24 protein-coding genes and 1 tRNA gene are annotated in these 23,264 nt (G+C 62.1%); 18 read left to right on the plus strand and 7 right to left on the minus strand.

The genetic code is table 11. The features are described 5' to 3' along the window. The first annotated feature begins 298 nt into the window (after positions 1–298). The 6 genes from AC0L2K_RS02400 to AC0L2K_RS02425 all read left to right on the plus strand — a co-directional run bounded on the left by AC0L2K_RS02400 (position 299) and on the right by AC0L2K_RS02425 (position 9,911). Positions 299–508: a hypothetical protein gene (locus AC0L2K_RS02400; protein WP_473530504.1), complete on the plus strand. Its 210-nt coding sequence runs from the start codon at positions 299–301 to the stop codon at positions 506–508. A gap of 599 nt (positions 509–1,107) precedes the next feature. Next, a complete protein-coding gene (locus AC0L2K_RS02405; protein ID WP_473530505.1) occupies positions 1,108–1,656 on the plus strand; it encodes a hypothetical protein in 549 nt (182 codons plus the stop codon). Next, entirely contained in the window at positions 1,601–3,310 is a 1,710-nt protein-coding gene (locus AC0L2K_RS02410) for a hypothetical protein (protein ID WP_473530506.1), read from the plus strand. Before AC0L2K_RS02405 ends, AC0L2K_RS02410 begins: the two co-directional genes overlap by 56 nt. Then, positions 3,307–6,474, plus strand: a complete 3,168-nt coding sequence (locus tag AC0L2K_RS02415; RefSeq protein WP_473530507.1) for a hypothetical protein — start codon at positions 3,307–3,309, stop codon at positions 6,472–6,474. Before AC0L2K_RS02410 ends, AC0L2K_RS02415 begins: the two co-directional genes overlap by 4 nt. Before the next feature lie 101 nt (positions 6,475–6,575). After that, positions 6,576–6,839: a hypothetical protein gene (locus tag AC0L2K_RS02420; RefSeq protein ID WP_473530508.1), complete on the plus strand. Its 264-nt coding sequence runs from the start codon at positions 6,576–6,578 to the stop codon at positions 6,837–6,839. Positions 6,840–7,058: 219 nt separating this feature from the next. Next, positions 7,059–9,911, plus strand: a complete 2,853-nt coding sequence (locus AC0L2K_RS02425; protein ID WP_473530509.1) for a hypothetical protein — start codon at positions 7,059–7,061, stop codon at positions 9,909–9,911. A gap of 74 nt (positions 9,912–9,985) precedes the next feature. On the opposite strand, the gene AC0L2K_RS02430 is transcribed toward AC0L2K_RS02425, so the two are convergent. Beyond that, positions 9,986–10,363, minus strand: a complete 378-nt coding sequence (locus AC0L2K_RS02430; protein WP_473530510.1) for a hypothetical protein — start codon at positions 10,361–10,363, stop codon at positions 9,986–9,988. Between the two features lie 333 nt (positions 10,364–10,696). On the opposite strand from AC0L2K_RS02430, the gene AC0L2K_RS02435 reads away from it, so the two are divergent. From AC0L2K_RS02435 to AC0L2K_RS02455, 5 genes are all read left to right on the plus strand, one after another. After that, positions 10,697–10,978 (plus strand): hypothetical protein, encoded by a 282-nt coding sequence (locus AC0L2K_RS02435; RefSeq protein WP_473530511.1) that lies wholly within the window; start codon positions 10,697–10,699, stop codon positions 10,976–10,978. A gap of 146 nt (positions 10,979–11,124) precedes the next feature. Then, a complete protein-coding gene (locus AC0L2K_RS02440; RefSeq protein ID WP_473530512.1) occupies positions 11,125–11,856 on the plus strand; it encodes a thermonuclease family protein in 732 nt (243 codons plus the stop codon). A gap of 50 nt (positions 11,857–11,906) precedes the next feature. After that, positions 11,907–12,308, plus strand: coding sequence for a hypothetical protein (locus AC0L2K_RS02445; protein WP_473530513.1), 402 nt, complete (start codon positions 11,907–11,909; stop codon positions 12,306–12,308). Between the two features lie 275 nt (positions 12,309–12,583). Then, on the plus strand, positions 12,584–12,880 hold the full coding sequence (locus AC0L2K_RS02450) for a hypothetical protein (protein WP_473530514.1): 297 nt from the start codon (positions 12,584–12,586) through the stop codon (positions 12,878–12,880). Positions 12,881–12,891: 11 nt separating this feature from the next. Next, positions 12,892–14,151 (plus strand): hypothetical protein, encoded by a 1,260-nt coding sequence (locus AC0L2K_RS02455; RefSeq protein WP_473530515.1) that lies wholly within the window; start codon positions 12,892–12,894, stop codon positions 14,149–14,151. A 317-nt stretch (positions 14,152–14,468) separates the two neighbouring features. On the opposite strand, the gene AC0L2K_RS02460 is transcribed toward AC0L2K_RS02455, so the two are convergent. Both AC0L2K_RS02460 and AC0L2K_RS02465 read right to left on the minus strand, forming a co-directional pair. Further along, positions 14,469–14,545: transfer RNA gene (locus AC0L2K_RS02460), tRNA-Arg, on the minus strand. Between the two features lie 396 nt (positions 14,546–14,941). Then, on the minus strand, positions 14,942–15,826 hold the full coding sequence (locus AC0L2K_RS02465) for a D-alanyl-D-alanine carboxypeptidase family protein (protein ID WP_473530516.1): 885 nt from the start codon (positions 15,824–15,826) through the stop codon (positions 14,942–14,944). 466 nt (positions 15,827–16,292) lie between these two features. On the opposite strand from AC0L2K_RS02465, the gene AC0L2K_RS02470 reads away from it, so the two are divergent. Next, complete coding sequence (locus AC0L2K_RS02470; protein ID WP_473530517.1) at positions 16,293–17,393, plus strand: hypothetical protein; 1,101 nt, start codon at positions 16,293–16,295, stop codon at positions 17,391–17,393. A 322-nt stretch (positions 17,394–17,715) separates the two neighbouring features. Further along, on the plus strand, positions 17,716–18,336 hold the full coding sequence (locus AC0L2K_RS02475; protein WP_473530518.1) for a nucleoside triphosphate hydrolase: 621 nt from the start codon (positions 17,716–17,718) through the stop codon (positions 18,334–18,336). 50 nt (positions 18,337–18,386) lie between these two features. On the opposite strand, the gene AC0L2K_RS02480 is transcribed toward AC0L2K_RS02475, so the two are convergent. Next, positions 18,387–18,686: a hypothetical protein gene (locus tag AC0L2K_RS02480; protein WP_473530519.1), complete on the minus strand. Its 300-nt coding sequence runs from the start codon at positions 18,684–18,686 to the stop codon at positions 18,387–18,389. Between AC0L2K_RS02480 and AC0L2K_RS02485 the strand changes: the two genes are divergently transcribed. Further along, positions 18,685–18,813, plus strand: coding sequence for a hypothetical protein (locus tag AC0L2K_RS02485; protein ID WP_473530520.1), 129 nt, complete (start codon positions 18,685–18,687; stop codon positions 18,811–18,813). The two genes, AC0L2K_RS02480 and AC0L2K_RS02485, sit on opposite strands and share 2 nt — an antisense overlap. A gap of 29 nt (positions 18,814–18,842) precedes the next feature. Here AC0L2K_RS02485 and AC0L2K_RS02490 read toward each other — a convergent pair whose 3' ends face one another. From AC0L2K_RS02490 to AC0L2K_RS02500, 3 genes are all read right to left on the minus strand, one after another. Then, positions 18,843–19,547 (minus strand): glutathione S-transferase family protein, encoded by a 705-nt coding sequence (locus AC0L2K_RS02490; RefSeq protein ID WP_473530521.1) that lies wholly within the window; start codon positions 19,545–19,547, stop codon positions 18,843–18,845. Between the two features lie 86 nt (positions 19,548–19,633). Next, positions 19,634–20,842 carry a beta-ketoacyl-[acyl-carrier-protein] synthase family protein gene (locus tag AC0L2K_RS02495; RefSeq protein ID WP_473530522.1) on the minus strand — a complete coding sequence of 403 codons (1,209 nt, stop codon included), beginning with the start codon at positions 20,840–20,842 and terminating at the stop codon, positions 19,634–19,636. Between the two features lie 4 nt (positions 20,843–20,846). Further along, positions 20,847–21,101 (minus strand): acyl carrier protein, encoded by a 255-nt coding sequence (locus AC0L2K_RS02500; protein WP_010912831.1) that lies wholly within the window; start codon positions 21,099–21,101, stop codon positions 20,847–20,849. Positions 21,102–21,309: 208 nt separating this feature from the next. Between AC0L2K_RS02500 and AC0L2K_RS02505 the strand changes: the two genes are divergently transcribed. The 4 genes from AC0L2K_RS02505 (at position 21,310) to AC0L2K_RS02520 (ending at position 23,216) form a co-directional block, all read left to right on the plus strand. After that, positions 21,310–22,146, plus strand: coding sequence for an urease accessory protein UreD (locus AC0L2K_RS02505; protein ID WP_473530523.1), 837 nt, complete (start codon positions 21,310–21,312; stop codon positions 22,144–22,146). 43 nt (positions 22,147–22,189) lie between these two features. After that, positions 22,190–22,492 (plus strand): urease subunit gamma, encoded by a 303-nt coding sequence (locus AC0L2K_RS02510; RefSeq protein WP_023801505.1) that lies wholly within the window; start codon positions 22,190–22,192, stop codon positions 22,490–22,492. Positions 22,493–22,532: 40 nt separating this feature from the next. Beyond that, positions 22,533–22,790: a DUF1272 domain-containing protein gene (locus tag AC0L2K_RS02515; protein ID WP_287290710.1), complete on the plus strand. Its 258-nt coding sequence runs from the start codon at positions 22,533–22,535 to the stop codon at positions 22,788–22,790. A gap of 120 nt (positions 22,791–22,910) precedes the next feature. Further along, entirely contained in the window at positions 22,911–23,216 is a 306-nt protein-coding gene (locus tag AC0L2K_RS02520; protein ID WP_077374464.1) for an urease subunit beta, read from the plus strand. Positions 23,217–23,264 lie beyond the last annotated feature (48 nt).

Consider the following 23,264-nt stretch of genomic DNA (forward strand, 5'->3'; position numbering starts at 1 on the left):
ATGTATTCTCGCGATGAGTTACGTATAGTAAAGAATGACGTGCGACGTCGTTTGACAAAATTGACCAACAATACTCCAACTAGACAGTTGACTTACTGAGCGAATACGGTAGTGTTTCCTCACGGCCTGAAACGCCGCTTTAACAAGCTATCTCCACAAGATAGTCCATTAGTCCGAGGGCTGCGCGCGAATGTCCAGGCGCGAGCTAAAGGCGCGCAGGGCCGAGCTTGTCGGTCGTTTCACCCTCGGACGCTGGACGCTGAGAACGCCGCCTGAAACGCGGCAGAGGGACAAGCAAATGGCTACGTTTGAATTCAAGAACTCCGAGGCAAAGGCTTTTTGGGTTGCCAGCTCGAACCTGCGGAAGGCAGTTAGAGAAGGAAGTGACGACATCGACGTGCTTGCGAAGCTTCTCGAGGGCCACGCCAACTACGGACTTCAGCCCGGAATTAGGGCTCGTGCCGAGGCGCTTCTCTGGGAAAGAAGACGCGCTGCCAAGGCGGGCTAACGATCTACGACGGAGAAGACGAAGGGGCGCCCGGAGCGCCCCTTTTTCGTGTCTGGGGGCAGTTTTCGGCTGATTTTGGCGCTTTGCTACCAATCCGCTACCAAGCGCCACTCCTAAGTGCCTGAAAACGCTGCTCGGCGAACTGTGTACGTAACACTGGGGGCGCGGTTTTTCGCTGGTTTGCAGCCCGTCGTCGTATCGCGGCGTGCACCCTTTCGCAGCTCGTCTATGCGGCGCCGGCCAGCTTGGCGCGCGCTGAACGGAAGGGGCGCGCCTTCGGTCATCGACACCGGACCGGTCGCGCTGCGCCAGACGCACCGTGCCAACGCCGCCAGCCGTGCCGCCGGTCGCCGCCCGCGCCCAGGCCAGCCTTGCCCCTGGGTGACGAATGCACCCCCGCCAATACCAACTTGCCGCTCTGAAAACGCGCATCGGACAATGCTAGGAATTTGCCGGAGCGTGGAACTTTTCGACCCGCCCGCTGGCATAGGCAAGGTCATCAAATCGCTGGCTTCGTGCATCGTTCTTTGCTAAGTTAAATCACCGGAAAAACTGCGGATCTCGGGTAGCCGCTCCACCGTCGAGCAACCTCGCTCGGCATGTTCAACGAACCTCACAACATCGCGCAGAATTGCGCCGAAGGTTCATTGAAATTGGAGTATCCGGTGGTCCCCACTGAACAGAACGAAATCGACCGTCTCGTGGCATCTGCTCGGCAGCGTCTTGATCGGGCTGTTGGCTATCTGCGACGTGTCAATGAGCCCGGGCGCGCAGTCTTACACGCCATGTGTGGCGCCGAAGAGATTCTGAAGGCAGCCTGTGAGATCGAGGATATCGCTGGCACGTTTCCCGAATTGGCTGCTGCCGCTTCGCGGTTGGTGGCCGATGCCTGTCCGATAGTTGCCGCAGAACCTGGAGCGCCGTCGGCAGAGCAAGTTTACTTTGGATTTGGGCGGGTCAGCGAGTTGCTGGTATCAGAAGCGCCGGCCTCACGAATCTGGCTGATCAATAATGCCGGCATCTTCGTTGCCGAATTGACAATCGCCATTCATCGGCAACAACTGCGCCGAAACGGCCAGGCGCTCTTCGAAGATGTCGCTGCGCGCATCGATGCGACTTCCGCGTCCCGCAGCGCTGCCTTGCACTAGGAGCCCGACAATGCCGACCATAAAATCGAGCCCATATTTTAATTCGCCCGCCTTCGCCCAGGCCGCCAGCAACCTATCGGCGCTGTTCGAACCGCCAAGCGGCGCAGACGCCGCGGGCTGGGCCAATGCCGATGCGAAACGCGAGGAAGCGTCTCGCCTGAAGCAGCAGTTCGAATACCGAAACGACCCGAATTTCGACCAGCAGACGTTCGATCGCGGGAACATCGCTATCGGGAACTACTCGCCGTTGCAGTCCTACTACGCGCAGGATCAGAACGACGCCACGAAGCGACGAGGCGACGACATCACGGCGGCGACGTCGCGATCGAACAACGCCGCCGACAACGTGCGCGCGATCGAAGATAGGCAGATGCAAGAAGCCGCCGCGATGCAGCGTCTTGGTGTGACCGATGCGACCTCGCGCTCGAACAACGCTGCCGACAATGAGCGAGCTTTGGAAGTCGGCAAGATCGGCAGTCTCGCTGACCTCTACAAGCCGATCGGCGAGGGCGAACTTCGCCCCGAAATGCCACCGCAAATCGCCAGCCGCTTCGGCGTCGAAGGGGGATTGCCGGCCGTTCAGGGCAACCCAAAGCCGCGCTCGGAAACCGAAGTGCAGGGCGACTTGGTGCAGCAAATGCGCGACGCCGGGCTCATCGATGACGGCATGGTCGTCGATCGTTACGTCGGCGACAAGACGCCTGTCGAAGCCGTCGGTACTGACGGAAAGCCGCGGTTCATGTCACCGGGCGCCGCCGTGCGGACCGGTGCGCAGCCTTACGCAAAACCGGATGATACAAAATTCGACAACTACCTGGCAGTCGGTCCGGACGGCCAGGAAAAGCGTTTCCTCGGCTACGTCGGAGCGAATAACCAGATTTTCGACAGCGCGACGCACCAGCCCGTCGCCAACGTTCTTCGTAAAGAAGGCACTGGCGGCGGCATGTCGTTCGAGACGGACGGTCAGGGCGGCATTAAGCTTTCGACCGGCAACGCGGCCGGCAATACCACCGCACGCACCACTGATCTCCAACGGCAGGAAGCGGAGGCCGGTCGCGCCGTTTCAGAACTCACCAGCTTGTTCGGCGCGCTGCGGACCGACGACGTAGGCGTCGCTGGCAACCTTAATTCCGTTCTAACCAACTACGGCGCGCAGCTTATTCCGAGCCTCGCACGGCCCGACGTGATCGGCACCAGGGCGCAGCTCGATGCGACCACGCTTGGCATCGCTCGGTCACTGGTCGGTGACGAACGGCTGTCGGACGGTGACCGACGGGCCGCGGAGGCGGTCATGGTCGATGGTGGCCTTGGTGAAAGCCTTCCCGGCGCCCGCGCCAAGCTCGCCAGCCTGATCGTGCTGTCGGCATACCGGCAGAAGTACGCCAACACCGTTCGAACCGGCGGCGAGCGTCTCCCCGCGCTCAACGCCGGCATGTTGGGAAAACTGGTAGACGAACGCGCCATTTCGCCCGACGTCGCGCAGACGTATTCGCAGAACGTGCTTTCCCGTGCCTCTCAGTCACCGGGTGGCCCGATCCCCGGCGTCAACCTTGGCGAGGATATCAACGCGGTTCGCGACGAGTTTTCGCCCCCGCCTACAAGTTCGGCCGCACCCCGTCGGCTTCGCTTTGATGAGAATGGAGATCCGCTATGAAAGAGGCCGAACTCTTCGACGGAACCGTTCTGGAGTTTCCAGACACCACTTCGGACGATGTGGTGCAGCGCGTCGCCAAACAGCAAACGTTGTCGCGTCGGGGCGCCACGTCCGGCAGCCCGTCGCCGGCCCCAAATGCCAGCGCTGCGCCGTCGGCCCCGCTTGTGCAGGAAGACGCCCGAGATCCCCGCGGCGTGCCTGGCGGGACGCCCGCCCCGGCCGCGCCCGTCGACACCATCGGCGACAAGGCGATGCGAACGTCAGCCGGTGTCTTGGGCGCGCCCGTCGATCTCGTGAACGCGATTATGGGGAAGGTCGGCCTCCCGTCCAGCGAGGCGCCGTTGCTCGGGTCCAACCAGATCGAAGGCATGATGAAATCGGCGTCCGGTACGCGCGAAAGTCGCGACATCGCCGCCACTTCGCCCGGCGTCTCGCAAGAAGGCGGCGCGCCACTTTCGCAGCGTGTCTATTCCTCGTTTCTCAACACGCCGAAAGCCCGCGAAGCGTATCTGAGCGAAAGCTACGGCCGGGAGGGCGAAGGCTGGTACAAGCTCGCCGACCAGTTCGGCAATCCGACCGACCGCTACGTGACGCGTGGTGCCGACGGCTCCGAAAAGCTGTTCAATCCTCCCGGCATCGATATGGGCGACGTCGCCGGCATGGCTGGCGGCGTTCCGGACCTTATCGGCGCCATCATGGGCGGCGCAGCCAGCGTTCCCGCATATGTCGGTGGTCCCCTAGTCGGCATCCCAGCATCGGCGGCATTGTCGTCGGCTGGCGCGCAGCTGGTAGGGGAACCGGTCGGGCGGCTTTTTCCCGAGAACAGGGAAGCAGAACCCAGCATCGCGTCGGACGTTCTGCCGCGGGCAGGCGGTGAAGCCATGCGGGATGCGATCATCTCCGCCGCAGTGGGCGGCGCCGGCAAGGTCGCCAGTTCCGCGGTAAACAAGGTCAGCGCGCCGTTCGCGGCCAGTGCGTCCGATCCATTGGCGACCGAATATCGTGCTGCCGCAGATCGCCTGAAACAGAAGGGTTATGACATCAAGCCGATGCCGTCAGAGGGCGGCGCGGGCGGCTTTGTGCCGCGCGTGGAAGGTTTCCTCGAGAAGCTGCCCGGCTCTTCGGAGAAGATGCGTCAATACCGCCAAAGCGGTGACGACGCGGTTGCCCGATATCAAGGCGATCTAGCCGCCGGCGCCAACCCGAACGAAATCGGCCGCGAGGTCATTTCGGAACTCGGCACGCAGCGGAAGAACCTGATCATTGATCGCGAGGAAGCCCTTCGCCGCGCCGACGAGGGCATCGCAGCGAACGAACAGAGCCTCACATCTCGCCAAGGCCCGGCGATGAGCGCGGAAGCAGCCGGCCAGCAGACACGCGGAGGCCTTGAACGGGCGCGCGGCGAGTTTCGCGGCGAAGCAAAACGCCTGTACGATATTGCTCGAGCAGCGCCCGGCGGCCGTGACGCCATCGTCGACATGACGCCGGTCCGCGCCCAGGTCAAGAAGATCCGGGCTGCGTTGCCGCCTGGCGCGTCGCGGTCGGAAAATCGAGCAACGGGGTTGCTCGATGAGCACGGAACACCGATGACACGCCAGGTCGAAGTCGGGGGAGGCCCGAGTTCGGAGTTCACGCCCCAAGGGTTGAGCCGGATGCTTGGCGGAGTGGACGACATCGCACAAACGATGACGCTCGATCAGGCGCGCCAGATGCGAACGCTGGTAGGAGATGCGATCGACGACAAGAACATCATGCCCGGCGTTCCGGAGCGCTATCTCGTCGAGCTACGGCAGTCGCTTTCGAGCGCGATCGACGGCAGCGTTGACAACGTTGCGGACCCGACGCTGAAGAACGCTCTTTCAGCTGCAAATCGCCACTACGCTGAGAACGTCGACCGTTTCTCCCGCAAGGGCGTCGCCGAAGTCTATCGCGGCCCGACCAGCCCCGGCTACGTAGAAGACAATGGCCTTGTGGCCCGGCTCTTCTCCGGCCGCGGCAAGCCCGGCGTCGTTCGCGAAACCCGCGATCTGATGGGCGCTGACAGCCCGGAATGGGCCGCCACACGTCGCAGCGCTGTCGAGCAGATCCTTGACGCCGGCCGCGACCAGACGCGCCAGGGCCGCCGGCTCGTCAATGTCGATGGGCTCGTCGCGAAGCTCAACGGCCTAGACAACGAAACAGTGCAGGAACTCTTTGGCGTTGCCGACGCGCAGCAGCTTCGAAACCTCGCTTCCGACATCTCGAACCGGTCGAAATATCTCGACGCGGACGCGATGTCGCAAAACGGTTCATCGAACATCCTTCTTCAACTCCAGGCCGCGGCAAAAGCCGACGACCAGATCGCTCGCGACTATCGTGTAGGCGTCATCGCGCCGTTTCTGCGCGGGGAGAACGGCTTGGCGGCTAAGATGCGGCCGGAAGAGCTGGTGCCGTGGCTGTATCGCCGCGCGGCACCACACGAAGCCAGGGCGGTCATGTCGAAACTGCCGGAGCCCATGCGCAAGGAAGTCGAGCGCGGCGCCATCGCCGACATCATCGAGGGCGCAATTTCGAAAGGCAACGGCGATATCGGCAGCGTGCGTCGCCTCGTGTCCGGAGAAGCCAATCCGGCCGACAGCCAAAGCATAGCTGCAATTCTCGGCGCCGGCAGGGACTCGGTGGGCCGCGAGCAGGCCGACCGCATCAACGCGCTCGTGTCGCCTGAGAACCGCCAGGCCCTTCGCGATCTCGCGCTGATCACCGCCAAGCGCCAGGAGCGCGATGCTACGACGTCGGCGATCGGCGGCCTCGCAGCGGGCGCCGCGATCACCGGCATTCTATCGCGGCCGGCGACTGCCATGCAGGCCGCCGTCATCTCGCGCGGGCTGGCGCAACTCGTCACATCGCCAGCGTTCCGGAAATGGGTGACGAACACCAAGCAGGCGCATGTCGGGCCGCTCGGCGAAGCGCAAGCCATCGCGCTGACGCCGGCAACGGTTCACACGATCACCGGCGCACTCGGCGAAAACAACGACGTTCAAACGGCGCTCGACTGGCTGAACGAAGGACTTTCCCAGCTCGACGAGGCTGGAAAACGCGTCGTTCGCCCGCCGAAGGGCACGGGCTCGTGGGAAGACTACTTCAACAATCACGAACTGATGGACGCTATCGACCGCGGCAGGTGATTCTTGACGAATGCCAAGCTCGCGCCATCATGGGAGGGCAGCCAATCATCCCAGCAAGCGCGCCGGACCTCTAGCCGGTGCGCATGGCAATCTGAAAAGGCATGTTCGACATGAAATCTGGACTACTTGAAGAAGTTCCTTGGTCAAATGACTCCATCACGGTTTACGACAAAGAGAATTTCACCATCTACATGCGGATCCTCGACTTCTGCGCCGACGAAGCCAGCATAGAAGAGATGGCCGAGCGCATTCTCGGGATCGACCCGGCTCTTGAACCGGTGCGCGCACGCAACGCTGTTCGCAGCCATATCGACCGGGCGAACTGGATGGTGACGACAGGATCCAAGTACCTGTTCGCCGACTGAGATATCCCTCATCGAAGCTTGGGCGAACCGGATTTCTGTGCTAGGCTCCCTAGCGTAAATATGCCGGAATACTCGCGAACCTCGGGCAGTCGCATCACCGCCTTGCTCACCCAGGGCATCGGATCAACCAGCTTCCTTTCGGATCTCACCTTCAGTTGAGAAAATGCCGTCCCAAGTTGGACGCATTCGACGGGAAGCCGCGTTGCAAAGTGATGCATCATGCCTTCTCCCGTCAAACCCGACATCGACTACAGCTACACTGGGTTTCAACAGGAAGCTCAGGACTTCCCGTTTCCCGGAAGCCAGCTCGATTCAGACCTGGCCGAGCTGAAGCGCGGCGTCGACGACACGATCGACGCGTTGGCCGACGTGCGGCGATCGGACGGCGCGCTGCAGAACGGCATAGTTACGGCCGATTCTCTCAGCCCGCAGATGAAACTGCTGGTCGGCGCCGATGAAGGCACCTTAGCGGACATCGAAGCCGTTGCGGACAACATAGCGAGCGTGAACGAGGCCGCCGCCAACATGGCGGCCATCATCGCAGCGCCCGGCGCTGCCACGGCTGCGGCTGGATCGGCCGGCGAGGCGTTCGGCTACAGGAACCAAGTCGCCGCAATCGCCGATGAGTTCGGCGACCTTGATGCGGCGATGGACGACATCGATGCGGCGGTTACGGCGACGGGTGAGGATCGAGACGCTACCGGCGTTGATGCAGCAGCGGCAGCGGCGTCCGCTGCCTTGGCGCAAGCTGCAATCGGTGGCGTTATCCATGACACCACGGCAGCAGGCATTGCCGCGACGACGAACGGGCAGTTCTTTATCGTAAAGGGTGACGGCACGACGACCTATGCCCTGATGTACAAAAACGTCGCCACCGTCGCGACACTCGTGGCCAGCTATCCGAGCAAGACATCGCTTGACGCCCTGGTGACCAACCAGACGATCGGCCGCGCTGTGGCGCCCGTCACCGGCTCGACGCTGGCGGCGCAGTCCTACGTGTGGGCCACACCAATCGCGGACGACGGGGTACTGGTCAGCATCTCGGCATTCGTCATGGCTGCCGGAGAAGTCCTTCTTCGCCGCTATTCAAAGACTGGCGACAACTTCGCTCAAATCGAAGAGCAACTGATCATCACGTTTGCAACTGCCGGCCTGCACACGCTGACATCTGCCGACTTCGGCTTGTTCCGGGTGCGCGCCGGGGATCGTGTCGGGTTTTACCAGTCAGGTGTCCTGGCTTGGACGCTGGCGACATCGGACAGCGGCGGCGTTTACAGCACGGGGACCAGCACGCCGGTTTTCACCGACGCGACAATCGCGACCAATATTCGTCCAGAATTAGGGCTGACGTTCTCCGTGGGCGACGTCCCTGATGCGCAAGCCAAGCAGCAAATAACTGACGAAGGCAGCACATACGACGGCATTCAAACCATCGGCAGACCCGTTGATCCGATTGCCGGCACGGCCATAGCTACGCACACGTACATTTTCGGGTTGCCGGTTCTGCATGATGGTGTTGTCTCACGGTTCCGTGCCTACGCTCCCGCGATCACGACCGCCTATATTAAACGCTTCTCGAAATCAGGAGACACATGGTCCCAGATCGGTAGTGATTATCCCGTGGCGCTTGCGGCCGGGGTGAACGATATCGGATCTGACGATCTGTCGTATATACCGATACTGGCTGGCGAATATCTTGGCCTCTATGCTGGCGCCAACCTACACGCCTCAAACGCCTTGCCAGCCGATAGCCAGAGCTGGTTTTCAGCCGCAGGCAACGTTGCCACGGTCACGTCGACATTGCGCCAGCTGACCCGGCTTCAGTGGGGCTTCGAGGTCGAGCAGGGACGCGTTCCTGATTTGGAAAAGCGAGTCTTTGACCTCGAAAATCTCGGTTCCGGCGGTCGATACGCTGACTATGTTTCCGACGCCGAGATGACTTCTAGCGGTTTGACCATTTCCGGCACGTTCCGCTTCGACCGAAACGGTTCTGCGTCGAACCTATCCGACAGCCGCACGCTGGCGGCAACGACGGGCAGCAACTCGCGCTACGACACATGGTATTACGATGCGCTGACCGGCGCGTTCGGTGTCGCGCAAGGAACTGAGAGGGCCACTGACCCGACCGCGTTCATGCCTGTGCTCGCTTCTTCGAACTATCTCCCGTTATTCTCAATGCGGATCAAGAACGGTGCTGTCACGAATGTTCCGCTGTGGAATGTCTACAATGGCGAGGTTCGGTCAATCGCCCAACAGATCGAGGAGGAACGTAGGCGTTCACTTCGCTTACTGCCGAAGACCATCGCCAAGATACGGCGCAAAGCGCCCCTGCACATTCTCGGCATGGGGACCAGCATCACGGCCGTCGCCAGTGGTGGCGGCAGCTTGACCGCACCGAATGGCGTCACCAGGGACAATGTGAAAGGAACTGTTGCGCCATATAACTATCTGCGCGCCAAGTATGGCGCAGATGTCGTTGATCCCATACCGACGTACACTTCGGTTCAATTGGGGCGAGCCGACGATGGTGCTGGCGCGATACATACGCGGGTCGGCTTCAATTGGGAGATTGTGGCTGGTCTTGAGGCAGCCGGCTATGTCTTGGGGACCGATTTGTTCTACGACAATTTCGGCGCTCCGGGTGGAGGAACTTCGACGGTTCCGCTTTCCGGCTCAACCCCTACTGCCTATCTCAACGCGGCCGTTGCTCTTGGTGCTGATCTCGTCATGATGGAGTGGGGAATGAATGAGATCAACCAGTCCTACACGGAGGGCAATCTCATCATCATTGCCAACCAATTTAAGGCAGCCGGGACGGAGGTGCTGTTCGTGGATTGCCCGCGTCGATATGGTTCTGCGGCAGATTGGGAATACACAAATCGCGCAATAAAGCGTGCAGCCGAGTTTACCGATTGCGCTCATTTTTCGATGCTGCCGCTTTATGACAGCCGGTACATTTCGAGCTTGGGGATTACCCTTGAAGACGTCTGCGCTGCGGATCAGTTGGCGCATCCCGGTCTTTTGGAGTTCGCCGCTATAGGGCGGGAGATGAAGAAGCTTCTGCTGGGGTGACGCCGGGCGGCGTAACCATCGATCCCCGCATCTCTTGCCTCCCGATGCGCGGCTAAGCCGATGCCCAGACGAGGCTACTCCTCGTCACTGAAACCCAGCAGCGACGCATGGCGTATGTGGCTGTGGTCGCCGCGGAGATGCTTGACGCGCAGCTTTACGCCAGGCTTGACCCACTGTGTCGCCGGCCGTTTCTTCATAGCCTCTGGCGGCGGCCCGGCGTGCTCTCGGACCCGCTTCAACAGCCGCTCCTTCACGTCGCGGCCCAGGGTGATGAAGGCCGAACCGACATATTTCCCGGTGCCAGGCTCTGCCAGTAGCGCGAATGCCGCCTTGCCCGGCTCGCGTTCGACGCCAATCAGTTCGAACTCGTCGACCGTGAAGCTATTTGTCTTCAGCCAATTCGAGGTCGGGCCGCGCTCGCGATACTTGCTGTCGCGGCGCTTCGACACCATTGTCCCATCTGGTGGCTAGGGGAACGGATCATGATCATTTACTAAATTAGCAATTCTGCATGAAACGGCTTATTATTCGTCCCAGCCGACGGACACGCCCACCCCCCGCCGGTTAGGCCCAGCGGCCACTACCCAAACCCCAAACTGACTGCTGGGCCGCCCCATCTCAGCGAGAAAGCATGGACGGCCAAGATAACATCTGCAACGCAAGGGCCGCCCTCAGCCGATTCGTTTAGCCGGTATCAATCGATTTTATCCGACGTGTCACATCCGCGTGATCTAGCGGCGTCTAATGAAACCGGCTAAGGGGGAGCGGGGTTTGGGGGACTTTTCGTGAATAGCCAAAAAGATGCAGAGCGTATCCGTGCCGAAATGTCGATCGCACAGGCGATTTACGATGCCATTTGCGAGATGAACGGATCTTCGTACAGGCAAGACAAAGCACCTTTACGGTGGGACACTTCGTCAGGCCAACCGTTGAGCCTGATGAGTATTGACGGCTTTTTCGAATTGCGGGAACTCGCCAGGCGCATAGCGTCGAAGATCGACACGCCTGCGCTGATCAGTCTCCAAAGCCACGCCTCGCAGTCGTCAAAAAAGATTGGCTTCCACTAGGTAGATTTGCCTCGGAGCAAAGAACGCATTGTTCCCGAGGGGGAGCGGGGGACTTGGACAAATCTCGATATAACAATCGGTCTGGCCAGTGGCGGAAGCGCGCCGGCTTAAGGCGATATCGTGCGCGTCGGCTCTCGGGCGTGCCGATGCGGCTGGTGTATGTGACCATCGCGGCAGTGGCCGCACTGGCGACACAGTACTTCCTGCAGCGCACCGACGGTTTCCAAGAAGCCGTGTCGAAACTGGTTGGCCCGGCTCCCGCTCCCATAGCGGGCGTTGCTTCCGTAATCGACGGCGACACGATCGAAATCCACGGCCAGCGGATCCGTTTCAGTGGAATCGACGCCCCGGAGGCTGCGCAACAGTGCGATGACGCCAAGGGCTTCCGCTACCAGTGCGGTGCGAAGTCCGCCGCCGCCCTTGACGGCTTCCTGGCGGCCTCGAGGCCGGTCCGGTGCACTTTCGTCGCTTGGGACCGCTACGACCGCTTTGTTGCCGACTGCTCGCGGGCTGACGGCGCCAGTGTGGCTGGCTGGATGGTCGAGCACGGCCAGGCGCTCGACTGGCCCCGTTACAGCCAAGGCGGCTATGCAGGGCAGCAGGCGAAGGCCAAGGCGGCGAAGGTCGGTCTTTGGGCTGGCGAGTTCGAGGCGCCATGGGATTGGCGAACTGCGCAAGCGGACCACGCCCGACCGGCCCTCAGCCAGCCTCTCGGCATCATCAGCCGGCAGGTGGCGCAAAGCTACTCGTGCCAGCCGCGGCGGACTTGCTCGCGAATCAGCTCATGCGATGAAGCGCAGTGGTATCTCAGCAATTGCCCGTGGGGCGGTAAGCTGGATCGCGATGGCGACGGCGTGGCCTGCGAGACACTCTGTTAAAATAGCAACGGACGCGAGCGTTCACGGCCGGGTGATTTGGGGCTTGGGAGATGATCGACCGCACATTTTCTGCATGGCTGGAGTGGCCGCTGTGGGCGAGGTTGGCGTCTGCTGCAGCTCTGGTCGTAGCTCTCGACGCACTGCGCATGGCGTGGCCGGAGCGCAATTTCGTCTCGGCGTTCTTCCAATCATACCTAGCAATTGTTCTGTACTATGCGGGGTTCCTGGCAGCTACGGGAGCCGGCATCTGGAGTGGCGTGAGGGCAGCGGAGCGCAGTGGCCGCAATTGGCTCGGCTGGTGTGTAGGACTGCTATGCGCAGTGGCTGTATACGCGTTCTTCGAGAGTGTCATCGACGAGATGCCCGGCGTCAAATGGCGCGTTGAGGCGATGCGCGATTCGGATTGCCATACAGATTGGGACGGGCGAACGAACCCTGTTGTTTGCGACTAGCCAAGGTGGGGAACTCGTATCCGGTCAGGACCGAAAACGTGGGCGCCACGTCGGCAACATCGGGATCAAGCAGAGTTGGCGCATGGTCACTTTTCTATCGGGCCGCAGGATTGCACCAGCATGCTGACACAAAAATTGAGGCGCAGAAGACGGTCTGGGTCTAAAAACTGTTGACTCTCCGGCATAAATATCTAGTGCAGGTTGTAGATCGATTTTCACAAAGAAAAGTCTTGACTCGTGTGTTACGATTGCGAATCAGACACTAGGAGGGATTGATGCAAGAAATCCTGATCGGCGCAGCGGTGCTGGCGGCCGGGTCGCTCCTGTTTGCGTCCGCTACCCTGTTTCGCGCTGCCGTGATACATCTAACCGCGCGATCGGACGTAATCCGCGATGCGGAAGCTCACTCGCCCAGGTCACCGGGGCGCGTGATAAAAGGCGAGGTTGAGACCTACAAGTCGAACAATCGACGCGACGCATCAATCGCGGCTGGGATGGCTCGTGATCGACGCGCCAATCGTATTGTGCTGCAGGGGCGCGTGTCAGACGAGGTTCTTGAGACACTAGTCTAGCCGGGGGGCAGGTGGGGGTACATTTCGGTTGGATCCCGAATGTCGCGGGAAAGCTTTCGTTCACCCTGAGCGGGACGTCAGCGTACCCACGACAATTCCATCACTCCACAAACATCGGGTCGGGCGGGCGCCATTTTGTTGGGTTTCAGCACCGCAATCTCTCGGATACGACGATTCCTTTCCTGACGGACTGGCCACTCCTCCGGAGTTTGGTCGACAGTTGGGTTTTCAACAAAGACGGAAACTTTGTCTTTCTCTGCCTATTTAAGGTCGCTGACGATCGCGAGTCGGCAAAGGGGCGAATCTACGCGTTCGAACTAAAGGTTTGGCGCGACGTCCGCGGAACCTTCGACCAGCCGTTGTATGAGCTTCCAGCTTCGTGGGACGACCTAACGGTGCTGCATGATCAGTTCAGCGATGCGAGTCTAGGTAAGGCTGGCTACAGCGCCCGCTTCACCATCAATAGGAATGGCGTTACCGAGATCAGCACGCTTTCGATGGCTCCTGACGCACGGCAGGAAGTCGAGTTGGACCGACTTGAGCATGCGTTCGCCGCTCAATCGTACTTTTGTCTGCGGGACCTTCTCCACACCCATCGGTTTCACTCACCCTCGTCGGACACGATCATCGATGTCTACGATGACATTGATAGCCTTAAACGCCAGGTGAATTTTGACTTGATGCGGAGAGCCCTCTCTGCACGTCGCGTGCAGACCGTGGAAGCCCAACATCGCGCAATAGGGATAATCGCGTACTTGCGGGCATTTCGTACGAACGTAATGACCTCGGAGGACCGAGAGCAGATCAGTTTCTCGTTGGATGAAACGGTGACTGCAGTAAACGCCTCTATCCCGCTGATCGCGGCTAAAGAGTTCCACTCTCCCAAAAACGCTCTTGACCGTTTTAGACTGAAGGCTATCGCAGGCATTTCCATTCTATTCGGCTACGCGGCCTTGATAAAAGACAGCACGGTACTCGTTCCGCCGCAGCTGTCTTGGATCCGCACGCTCTTTGCATTCGTTCAGGAGAGGATCGGAATAGCTTTCCTCGGGACCGTGTTTCTTGTCTGGTTTCTTCAGGTCCTCCTGTCGCTGAGGCACAGTCAGCGTGACGACATTGTGCGAAATACGTCGCGCGTAGCACTCGCATTTCGAGTTCGAAGATTCGCTGTGTTCGAAATATCTCTAGCGTTCGGCATGCTGATCGGCGCGCTGCTATTGATCGCGTGGATTTTCGAAGCGCTGCTCTCCGGGCCCATCCCGCAGCGGTGACAGGCTGGATCGGCAGGAATGTGCTGCCCCCGTGCTGCCCGCGAAAACGAAAAGGCCGGACTAATGTCCGGCCTTTTCTCGTAAACGCTTGATTTCCCGTGGAAACTGGAGCGGGTGAAGCGATTCGAACGCTCGACCCCAACCTTGGCAAGTGTGGGCCGCAAGAACTTAATGCTTGCGATCTTATCGGCGTGACAGTGACGTCCGAACAGGACCGATAGATGGGCGTTGGCAGCGCAAAAATGTCATTGTGTGGGAATGCTGTGTGGGATGACACCGCAAGATCACTAAATCACCACATAAGCGTTTGATTTTATTGGCGCACCCGACAGGATTCGAACCTGTGACCTCTGCCTTCGGAGGGCAGCGCTCTATCCAGCTGAGCTACGGGTGCTTTCAGGATCGACGATCCGGAAAACGAACCAGCCGGGTAACCGGCCAGCCACGGCTTCTTAGCGGAAGCCGGCGCGGGCTTCAACGGGCAAGTGTGCGGCGGCAAGGCTGCGGACTCGGAATAACGCATTTTTGGGATTGCTCATTCCACGGAGCCCCACGATCTGGGCCCCCCCATGGCCCTCGAATGGGCGAAAAGCAAGCCGGAAGCCCGGCAAACCTACGATTTATCGGACCAATGAAGAATGGCGCCGAAGCCTGAAATGAAAAACCCGCCTCGGCGGGCGGGCGCAAATCAGCACAGTGAATAAATTCCTAGCATAGTTGCCGTCACCTGTCAAGTTGAACCTGACACCGATCACCAGTTCGCCCCCCCGCCCCCGCCGAACGTAACGCCTCACTGCTCCCCGGCATACAGCAACCTTGTCGTCGTGTTCGATGCCGGCGACAGGTTGCGCTGGATCAGCGCTTCGACGTGGTCGTTGCGCTGGCGCGCGCTGTCGGCGCCCATCACCACGAGGATCAGCCGGCGGCCGTCGGCGTCGTAGGAGGTGACGATGTTGAAGCCTGAGGCTCTGATATAGCCTGTTTTGATGCCGTTGACGCCGCGGACGCGGCCGAGCATGTCGTTGTGGCCGCGCACCAGCCTGCCGCGGAACATGAAGTCGCTTTCGGAGAAATAGTGGAAATGCTGCGGGAAGCGGGCGCGCAGCGCCGTGCCGAGCACCGCCATGTCGCGCGCCGTCGTCAGCTGGCCGGCGTCCGGCAGGCCCGACGCGTTGCGGAAGACGGTGCTGCGCATGCCGATCTGGCGCGCTTTGGCCGTCATCATCGCGGCAAACGCCGCTTCGCTGCCGCCGAGATATTCGGCGACGGCGACCGCCACGTCATTGGCCGATTTGACGGTGATCGCCCGGATCGCCGAATCGACGTCGATCGCCTCGCCGCGCCTAAACCGCAGCTTGGTCGGCGGCTGCCTGGCGGCGTTGGCCGACACCGGGATCAGCGTCGTCTTGCTGACGCGGCCCTGCTCGAGCGCCTCGAACAGCAGGTAGAGTGTCATCATCTTGGTCAGCGATGCCGGATAGCGCGGCGCCGTCGAATTGGCCTCGAACAGCGTCTTGCCCCTGCCATCGATCACCATAGCCGCATATTTCTGCGCCGGCGCCGGCACCGCCAGCATGGTCTCCGTCGGCGTCGTCGCGCAGCCGGCGACGAGCAGCAGCAGCGCAAACGCCGCGACAAATTTTTTGATGAGCGGGAAGAGGCGCGGTTGGGACATTCTGAAGGTAAGCTGTTGCTGAGACGAGTGGGAAACTAGCCTAACCCAATGGTGCCGTCCATTTGGTTAATGCCGGTGTTCACGGCAATCGCTTCGGGTTTGAAATCACCCTGCTCCTGGCGTTGGCGCCGCCCCTCACCTCCTGCCGGCATCCTCTCCCCGTATAGTGACGGGGAGAGGGGCCGAGGCTTTCGCCTACCACAAGGGGGAGGGAACGCTGCCGCGCGCCTTTACTTTCCCTTTGGCGCGCCGGAAGGCAGGCAATTTGCCGAGGTCAGCGCCAACGGAAGTCTCCCTCCCCCTTGTGGGGAGGGGTTAGGGGTGGGGGTCCATCGTAGAGCGAAAGCCTCGGGGCTAGGGGTACGTGGCCGGGCAAATGCGTCTCTGATGCGAAATGCCCATCACCCAGCTTGCGCAACCGCCACCGAGCGGGTTTGCTGGCGCCGGCAGAATCAGCAGGTGTGCCATGGATACGCTGACGATCAAGGCAAAGGGCATTTCGGTAACGGTCGATCTCACCGTCGGCCATCTCGCCGACATGACGGTCCATAGCGACGGGCGCAGGCTAAAACCGCTGCATCGCGCGCCGTGGGTCGACGAGCGGCGCGAGACGCTGCCGCCAGACCTGCCCGAGGGCACCGTTCGCCTGTCCGGCGATTTTTTATGCGCGCCGTTTTCACGCAGCGATGTCGAGGAAGCACCGCTGCATGGCTGGCCGGCCAACAGCCGCTGGGATGTCGTCGCCTCCGCGGCGACAGTCGATGGCTGGCGGGCGGTTTTCAGGCTGCAGCACAAGGTTTTGGGCGCGACGGTCGAAAAGATCCTGACCCTGCGCGACGACCATCCCTTTCTCTACCAGGAACATGTCTTTTCCGGCGGTTCCGGCGGCATTTCCGTCGCCCATCATCCGATGACGGCGATGAAGGACGGCGGCAGGCTGGCTTTCTCGCCGAAGCGGTTTGCGGCAACACCGGACGACCCGCTCGAGCCCGATCCGGCCCGCGGCCGCTTTCTTTTCTCCTATCCCGCGCGGTCCGCCGACCTGACGCGTTTTCCCGCCGCCGATGGCGGCACGCTCGACCTGACCGACTATCGCATGGACCAGAGCCGAGAGGATTTCGTCACGCTGGTCGAGGCCGACCATGGCGGGCCGGGCTGGACAGCGCTGGCGCGAAAGGCGGCAGCCGATCTCGTTGTGGTGCTGAAAAACCCGGCCGAGCTGCCGGTCACCATGCTGTGGGTCAGCAATGGCGGGCGCGACTACGCGCCTTGGAGCGGCCGCCATCGCGGTGTGCTCGGCATCGAGGACGGCCGCACCGCGCTCGGCCATGCCGCGTCGCTCGGTGACAACTGGCTGAAGCGGGAAGGGGTGGCGACCGCCTTTGAGCTTGGCGGCAACGTCTCGTTCCGCCACGTCATCGGCGCACTGCCCTTAATGGACGGCGAGCCGCCGCGCGACATCACCACCACGCAGGGGCGCATGCGCCTCATGGCGGCCGACGGTTCGACGCGGGATGTCGCTTTCGACGGCGACTTTCTGAGGATTGGCCGATCCGTGCCTGCCTGATTGGGCTGTGTCGTGGGCGGCGCTTCCGGTTGGAGTTAGCCCTCCTATTGCGAGCGTTGGCGCTGCCCCCTCACCCGGATTGCCAACCGACTTGCAAAGGGCAATTCGGGGCAATCCGACCTCTCCCCGAGGGGAGAGGAGATCGCCAGCGCCGCCGCTTCTCTCTTCTCCCCAACGGGGAGAAGGTAGCCGCGAAGCGGCCGGATGAGGGGGCAGCGGCGCCGACCTCGACAATTGGTCGATCTTCAATAATCCCGCGTTTGAAATTCCCGCCAACTATCGCCAAGATGCGATCCAAAACACTTAGGCCAGAAAGGCTCCGATGTCCGAGATTGCCCACCTCGCCGCCACCATCTTCAAGCGCGCCGGCAAGGCGCGGCGCTTTGTCGTTGCCATCGCCGGCCCTCCTGGCGCCGGCAAATCGACGCTGTCCGCCCGCCTGCATGAGCTGCTGCCGGAAGGCGCGGCCGAAATCGTGCCGATGGATGGCTTCCACTACGACGACATCGTGCTCGAGCGGCGCGGCCTGCGCGCGCGAAAAGGCGCTCCGGAGACCTTTGATTTTGCCGGCTTCGAAACTTTGCTGAAGCGCATCCGCGCTGCCGAGCCCGACATCGCCATTCCGGTGTTCGACCGCAGCATGGAGCTGTCTCGCGCGGCCGCTTCGATCATCGCCGCCGACACCAAGTTCATCCTGGTCGAAGGCAATTATCTGCTGCTTGACGAGGAACCGTGGTCGCGGCTGGCGCCGCTGTTCGATTTCTCGATCTTTGTCGATGTGCCGCGCGCCGAGCTCGAGCGCCGGCTGCTCGAGCGATGGCACGAGCATGGCCGCTCCGACGAGGACGCCCGCGCCTGGATCGCCTCCAACGACATGCCCAACATCGACCGTGTGCTTGCCCGCCGCCGCCCCGCCGATCTGGTGATCGGCGATCACGCCTGATTTGCAAGGGCCAGCCGCGCCTGGAACCTTAGGACTTTCCGGCCGTTGTGTCAGATACGGCAATGATGCTGACATGAGGAAGACTGTCCGATGGCTACTCCGATGGCAAACAAGGCAAGAAAGCCTGCGCCCGGCAAGGGCAGGGCAACTCGATCCAGGGCAACTGGATCAAGGGCAACTGAATCGAAGACCGGCGCCGGCCCGGCTGTCGCCGCCCGCTCCAAGGATGCAAAACCTGCCTTTGGCAAGGCAGCACCGAAGAAAGTGACACCGACCGCAGCCAAGACCTCGGCAAAACCAGCCAGGTCGAGGAAGTCGGCAAGCGGCGGCTCGATGGCGGACAGCGCCATGCGCACCGTCAAGACGACAGCCAATGTCGCGGCCGGCGCAGTTGTCGCCACCGCCAAGACTGCTGCGTCCCTCGCCGCTTCCGTCATGGGCAAGGGCAGCTCAAAACCCAAAACCAAGGCAAAATAGCCGCTTCCCGGCGCCTGTGACCGGTCGAGCTAGCCGCGAGCGGGGATGCTGAGTCCCCTTTGCACCGCCGGCCGGGCGAGGCCGCGCTCCAGCCATGCCGCGACATGGGAAAAATCGTCGAAGCCGACAAGTTCCCTTGCCTCGTAAAAACCGATCAGATTGCGTACCCAGCCCAGCATCGAGATATCGGCGATGGTGTAATCGTCGTCCATGATCCAGCTGCGGCCCGTCAGCCTCGTCTCGAGCACACCGATCAGCCGCCGTGATTCGTCGCGATAGCGCGCCAGCGGTCGCTTGTCGGCGATCTCGCGTCCGGCGAATTTGTGGAAAAAACCGACCTGCCCGAACATCGGCCCGATCGAGGCCATCTGGAAGAACACCCACTGGATCGTTTCGTAACGCCGCGCCGGGTCGGCCGGGATCAGCCGGCCGGTCTTGTCGGTGAGGTAGAGCAGGATGGCGCCGGATTCGAACAGCCCGATCGGCTTGCAGCCCGGGCCGTCCGGATCGATCATCGCCGGGATCTTGCCGTTCGGGTTCAGCGACAGGAATTCCGGCGTCCAGCTTTCGTCCTTGCCGATGTTCACCGCATGCGCCTCGTAGGGCAGGCCGAGTTCCTCCAGCGCGATCGACACTTTTACCCCGTTCGGCGTCGGGAACGAATAGAGCTGGATGCGGTCGGGATGGCTGGCCGGCCAGCGCGTGGCGATCGGAAAGGCGGACAGGTCGGTCATCGAAACTCCTGGATTTTTTTCGCGCAAGCGCGCCGTCGTGGCGCGTGGCAAGACGCGTCTCGCCGAAGCTGGGGATCCGGTTGCGGTCAGACCGGCTTGAACGCCAGCACCGCGTTGGTGCCGCCGAAGGCGAAGCCGTTGCTGATCGCCGCGCGCACCTTGCGCTCGCGCGCCACATTCGGCGTGATGTCGAGATCGCAATCGGCGTCGGTTTCGCGAAAATTGGCCGTCGGCGGCACGATGCCTTCGCGGATCGCCATCACGCAGGCGATCAGCTCCAGGGCGCCCGACGCGCCGAGGCAGTGGGCATGCATCGATTTGGTCGAGGAGATCGATAGCCTGTGCGCATGGTCGCCAAAAACGCGCTTGATCGCCGCCGTCTCGATCTGGTCGTTGGCCTTGGTGCCGGTGCCATGCGCATTGATATAGTCGATGTCTTCCGGGTTGAGCCTGGCATCGACGAGGCAGAAGCGCATCGCCGCCTCCGGCCCCTCGATGGTCGGCGCGACGATGTCGGAGGCATCGCCGGAAAGCCCGGCGCCGGCAATTTCGGCAAGGATCGTGGCGCCGCGCGCCATGGCATGCTCAAAAGTTTCCAGCACGACCATGCCGGCGCCTTCGCCGAGCACCAAGCCCTGGCGATCGGCCGAAAACGGCCGGCAGGTGTCGGGCGCCAGCACCCGCAGCGCCTCCCAGCCTTTCAGGATGCCCCAGACCAGCGGCGCATCGGTGCCGCCGGCGAGCATGACGTCGGCGCGGCCAAGCCTGATCTGGTCGACCGCCGAGGCAATGGCGTGATTGGACGAGGAGCAGGCCGAGGTGATGCCGAAGACCGGCCCGCGCAGGCCGAGATTCATGCTGACATGGCCGGCCGCAGCACCCGGCATCACTTTCGGCACGGTGAAGATGCCGGTGCGGTTCTTGCCCTCGAGCAGGATGGCGCGATAGCTCTCTTCGATCGCCTCCCAGCCGCAAACGCCGACGCCGACGATCGAGCCCATCCGGTAGGTGTTGGCCGCGTGCAAGCTTAGCCCGGCTTGTTGCGCGGCCTCGCGCGCGGCGATCGTCGCCAACAGGCTGAAACGGTCCATCGAGACGGCCTGCTTGCGGTCGATGCCGTGCTCGGGAAGCGTCCTGATTTCGCAGCCGACCCTGATTTTCAGGTCATGCAGCTCCGAATTGACGATCGGGCCGATGGCCGAGCGGCCGGCGCGCATCTCGCCCCAGATCGCCGGCACGTTGGTGCCGAGCCCGCACAGGCCGCCGATGCCGGTAATGACGACGCGCTTGTGCATTCAGTCAGGCTTTTTTCGCGATCAGCGCGCGAACCGCCTCGACCATGTCGCCGACGTTCTTCAAATTGCTCCAGGCATCGACCGTGTTCATCTCGATCTCGATGCCATACTGTTCCTCGAGATCGAAGATGATCTCCGTCAGTTCCAGCGAATGGATGCCAAGCGAGGTCAGTTCGGTGCTGGTGGTGATCTCTTCGCCACCCGGCTCGGCATGAGCCTTGATCTTCTCGATGATGTCCGTTGCCAGCTGGTCAGCCATTCGGTTCCTTCCCCAACCCTCGTCGTTTCCCGGCGCCAACGGATCGGCGCCCGTTTTTCCCCAGGTTCAGACCGTCACCGTCGCCTTTTATCCGGCCAGGCGTTGTGTGACCGTACCAAGACGGCTCCTCTATAGAAACCGAAACGTTGTCAAGCAACAAGCTATATGTCGACAAAGCCGGCGCTGTGCTTAAGTTGGCGACGTGGATATGATCGGACAGGACCTGACCTTTGTGCCGCCGGCGCAGCGCGTCGCCGGGACGGCGCGGCTTGCCTGTGAGAAGGATGGCGGCCGCACGCGTCTTCGGCGGCTTTATCAGGATGGATCCGCCAAGATCCGCATGCCGGCCGTCTCGGCCGATCCGCTCGAAGCCGTGCTGATCAACACCGCCGGCGGGCTGACCGGCGGCGACCGCCTTGGCTGGCAGGTCGATGTCGGCGCCGGCGCCTGCGCCAGCATAACCACCCAGGCCTGCGAGAAGGTCTACCGCGCCGCATCCGACCGTGCCGAGGTGCGGGTGAAGCTAACGGTCGGCGCCGGCGGCCGCATCGCCTGGCTGCCGCAGGAAACCATCGTCTTTGATCGGTCGGCCTTCGCCCGCAGGCTTGACCTGGAGCTTGCCGCCGGTGCCGAGGCGCTGGTGCTCGAGGCGACCGTCTTCGGCCGCCTCGCCATGGGCGAACGCGCGGCGCACGGCGCTTTCCACGACCGCTGGCGGGTCAGCCAGGACGGAGCGCTGGTTCATGCCGAGGATTTCCGCATCGGGCCGGACATTGCGGCGATTCTGGGCGGTTCGGCCGTGGCCGGCGGCGCCATTGCCATGGCGACGGTGCTGATGATCTCGCCGCGGGTCGAGGCTTTGCTCGATCCGGCCCGGGACATCATCGGCGGCCAGGGCGACGCCAGCGTCTGGAGCGTGAAGAAATCTGGCAAGCTTCTTGCGAGGCTGTTTGCCGAGGACGGCTACCAGCTCCGCAAGCGGCTGGTTCCGCTCGTCGAATTGCTCAACGGACTGGCCGGTCTGCCCAAATTATGGTCACTCTGATTCCGATTACACCGCTCCTGTCTACGCCATCCTGGGAAAACGCATGAATCTGACGCCAAGGGAAAAGGACAAGCTGCTCATCGCCATGGCGGCGATCGTGGCGCGCAAGCGGCTCGAACGCGGCGTCAAGCTCAATCACCCGGAGGCGATCGCGCTGATCACCGACTTCGTCGTCGAGGGCGCCCGCGACGGCCGCCAGGTCGCCGAGCTGATGGAGGCCGGCGCCCACGTCGTCACCCGCGCGCAGGTGATGGAAGGCATCGCCGAGATGATCCACGACGTCCAGGTCGAGGCGACGTTTCCCGACGGCACCAAGCTGGTGACCGTGCATGAACCGATAAGATGAGGGCCGATACGATGAGGGCCGATAAGGTGAGGTGAGAAAAATGCTTGAGCTGCGCCCCAACTGCGAATGCTGCGACAAGGACCTGCCGCCTGAGGCGACGGATGCGCTGATCTGCACCTTCGAGTGCACTTTTTGCGCCGATTGCGCGGCAAACGTGCTGGGCGGCGCCTGCCCGAATTGCGGCGGCAATTTTTCAGCGCGCCCGGTCCGTCCGGCTGCGATGCTGAACAAGTATCCCGCCTCGACAAAGCGCGTCCTAAAGGCCGAAGGCTGCGGCCCGGCCCGCAACGCCGCGTGACGGCACGATCCTGACAGCGAAAGGCATATCGATGGTCCCCGCAACGATCAAACGCACCTCCCTCTCGGCGATCCTGCTGCCCGCCGCCGGCCTCGGCTTCGGCGTCTTGTGAGGCTGGCGATGATCCCGGGCGAAATCATCACGGCAGGCGGCGAGATCGAACTCAACAAGGGCCAGCCGACAATCACCATGAAGGTGGCCAACAGCGGCGATCGGCCGATCCAGGTCGGCAGCCACTATCATTTCTTCGAGACCAATGAGGGGCTGAAATTCGATCGCGACAAGGCGCGCGGCATGCGCCTCGACATTGCCGCCGGCACGGCGATGCGCTTCGAGCCCGGCCAGGAGCGCGACGTCACCTTGGTGCCGCTCGGCGGCAAGCGCGAGGTCTATGGGTTCCAGCAGAAGATCATGGGCGCGTTGTGAGATCCCCTGGTCGCGTTGTGCGATCCCCTGGTCGCGTTGTGCGATCCC

This window comes from Mesorhizobium sp. WSM4817, from assembly GCF_055811135.1.

Bases quoted from the DNA above. Each gene is read 5' to 3' on its own strand.
- AC0L2K_RS02400 (WP_473530504.1), top strand. From the start codon at position 299: ATGGCTACGTTTGAATTCAAGAACTCCGAGGCAAAGGCTTTTTGGGTT.
- AC0L2K_RS02405 (WP_473530505.1), top strand. From the start codon at position 1,108: ATGTTCAACGAACCTCACAACATCGCGCAGAATTGCGCCGAAGGTTCA.
- AC0L2K_RS02410 (WP_473530506.1), top strand. From the start codon at position 1,601: ATGTCGCTGCGCGCATCGATGCGACTTCCGCGTCCCGCAGCGCTGCCT.
- AC0L2K_RS02415 (WP_473530507.1), top strand. From the start codon at position 3,307: ATGAAAGAGGCCGAACTCTTCGACGGAACCGTTCTGGAGTTTCCAGAC.
- AC0L2K_RS02420 (WP_473530508.1), top strand. From the start codon at position 6,576: ATGTTCGACATGAAATCTGGACTACTTGAAGAAGTTCCTTGGTCAAAT.
- AC0L2K_RS02425 (WP_473530509.1), top strand. From the start codon at position 7,059: ATGCCTTCTCCCGTCAAACCCGACATCGACTACAGCTACACTGGGTTT.
- AC0L2K_RS02430 (WP_473530510.1), bottom strand. From the start codon at position 10,363: ATGGTGTCGAAGCGCCGCGACAGCAAGTATCGCGAGCGCGGCCCGACC.
- AC0L2K_RS02440 (WP_473530512.1), top strand. From the start codon at position 11,125: ATGCGGCTGGTGTATGTGACCATCGCGGCAGTGGCCGCACTGGCGACA.
- AC0L2K_RS02445 (WP_473530513.1), top strand. From the start codon at position 11,907: ATGATCGACCGCACATTTTCTGCATGGCTGGAGTGGCCGCTGTGGGCG.
- AC0L2K_RS02450 (WP_473530514.1), top strand. From the start codon at position 12,584: ATGCAAGAAATCCTGATCGGCGCAGCGGTGCTGGCGGCCGGGTCGCTC.
- AC0L2K_RS02465 (WP_473530516.1), bottom strand. From the start codon at position 15,826: ATGTCCCAACCGCGCCTCTTCCCGCTCATCAAAAAATTTGTCGCGGCG.
- AC0L2K_RS02470 (WP_473530517.1), top strand. From the start codon at position 16,293: ATGGATACGCTGACGATCAAGGCAAAGGGCATTTCGGTAACGGTCGAT.
- AC0L2K_RS02475 (WP_473530518.1), top strand. From the start codon at position 17,716: ATGTCCGAGATTGCCCACCTCGCCGCCACCATCTTCAAGCGCGCCGGC.
- AC0L2K_RS02485 (WP_473530520.1), top strand. From the start codon at position 18,685: ATGCGCACCGTCAAGACGACAGCCAATGTCGCGGCCGGCGCAGTTGTC.
- AC0L2K_RS02480 (WP_473530519.1), bottom strand. From the start codon at position 18,686: ATGGCGCTGTCCGCCATCGAGCCGCCGCTTGCCGACTTCCTCGACCTG.
- AC0L2K_RS02490 (WP_473530521.1), bottom strand. From the start codon at position 19,547: ATGACCGACCTGTCCGCCTTTCCGATCGCCACGCGCTGGCCGGCCAGC.
- AC0L2K_RS02495 (WP_473530522.1), bottom strand. From the start codon at position 20,842: ATGCACAAGCGCGTCGTCATTACCGGCATCGGCGGCCTGTGCGGGCTC.
- AC0L2K_RS02500 (WP_010912831.1), bottom strand. From the start codon at position 21,101: ATGGCTGACCAGCTGGCAACGGACATCATCGAGAAGATCAAGGCTCAT.
- AC0L2K_RS02505 (WP_473530523.1), top strand. From the start codon at position 21,310: ATGATCGGACAGGACCTGACCTTTGTGCCGCCGGCGCAGCGCGTCGCC.
- AC0L2K_RS02510 (WP_023801505.1), top strand. From the start codon at position 22,190: ATGAATCTGACGCCAAGGGAAAAGGACAAGCTGCTCATCGCCATGGCG.
- AC0L2K_RS02515 (WP_287290710.1), top strand. From the start codon at position 22,533: ATGCTTGAGCTGCGCCCCAACTGCGAATGCTGCGACAAGGACCTGCCG.
- AC0L2K_RS02520 (WP_077374464.1), top strand. From the start codon at position 22,911: ATGATCCCGGGCGAAATCATCACGGCAGGCGGCGAGATCGAACTCAAC.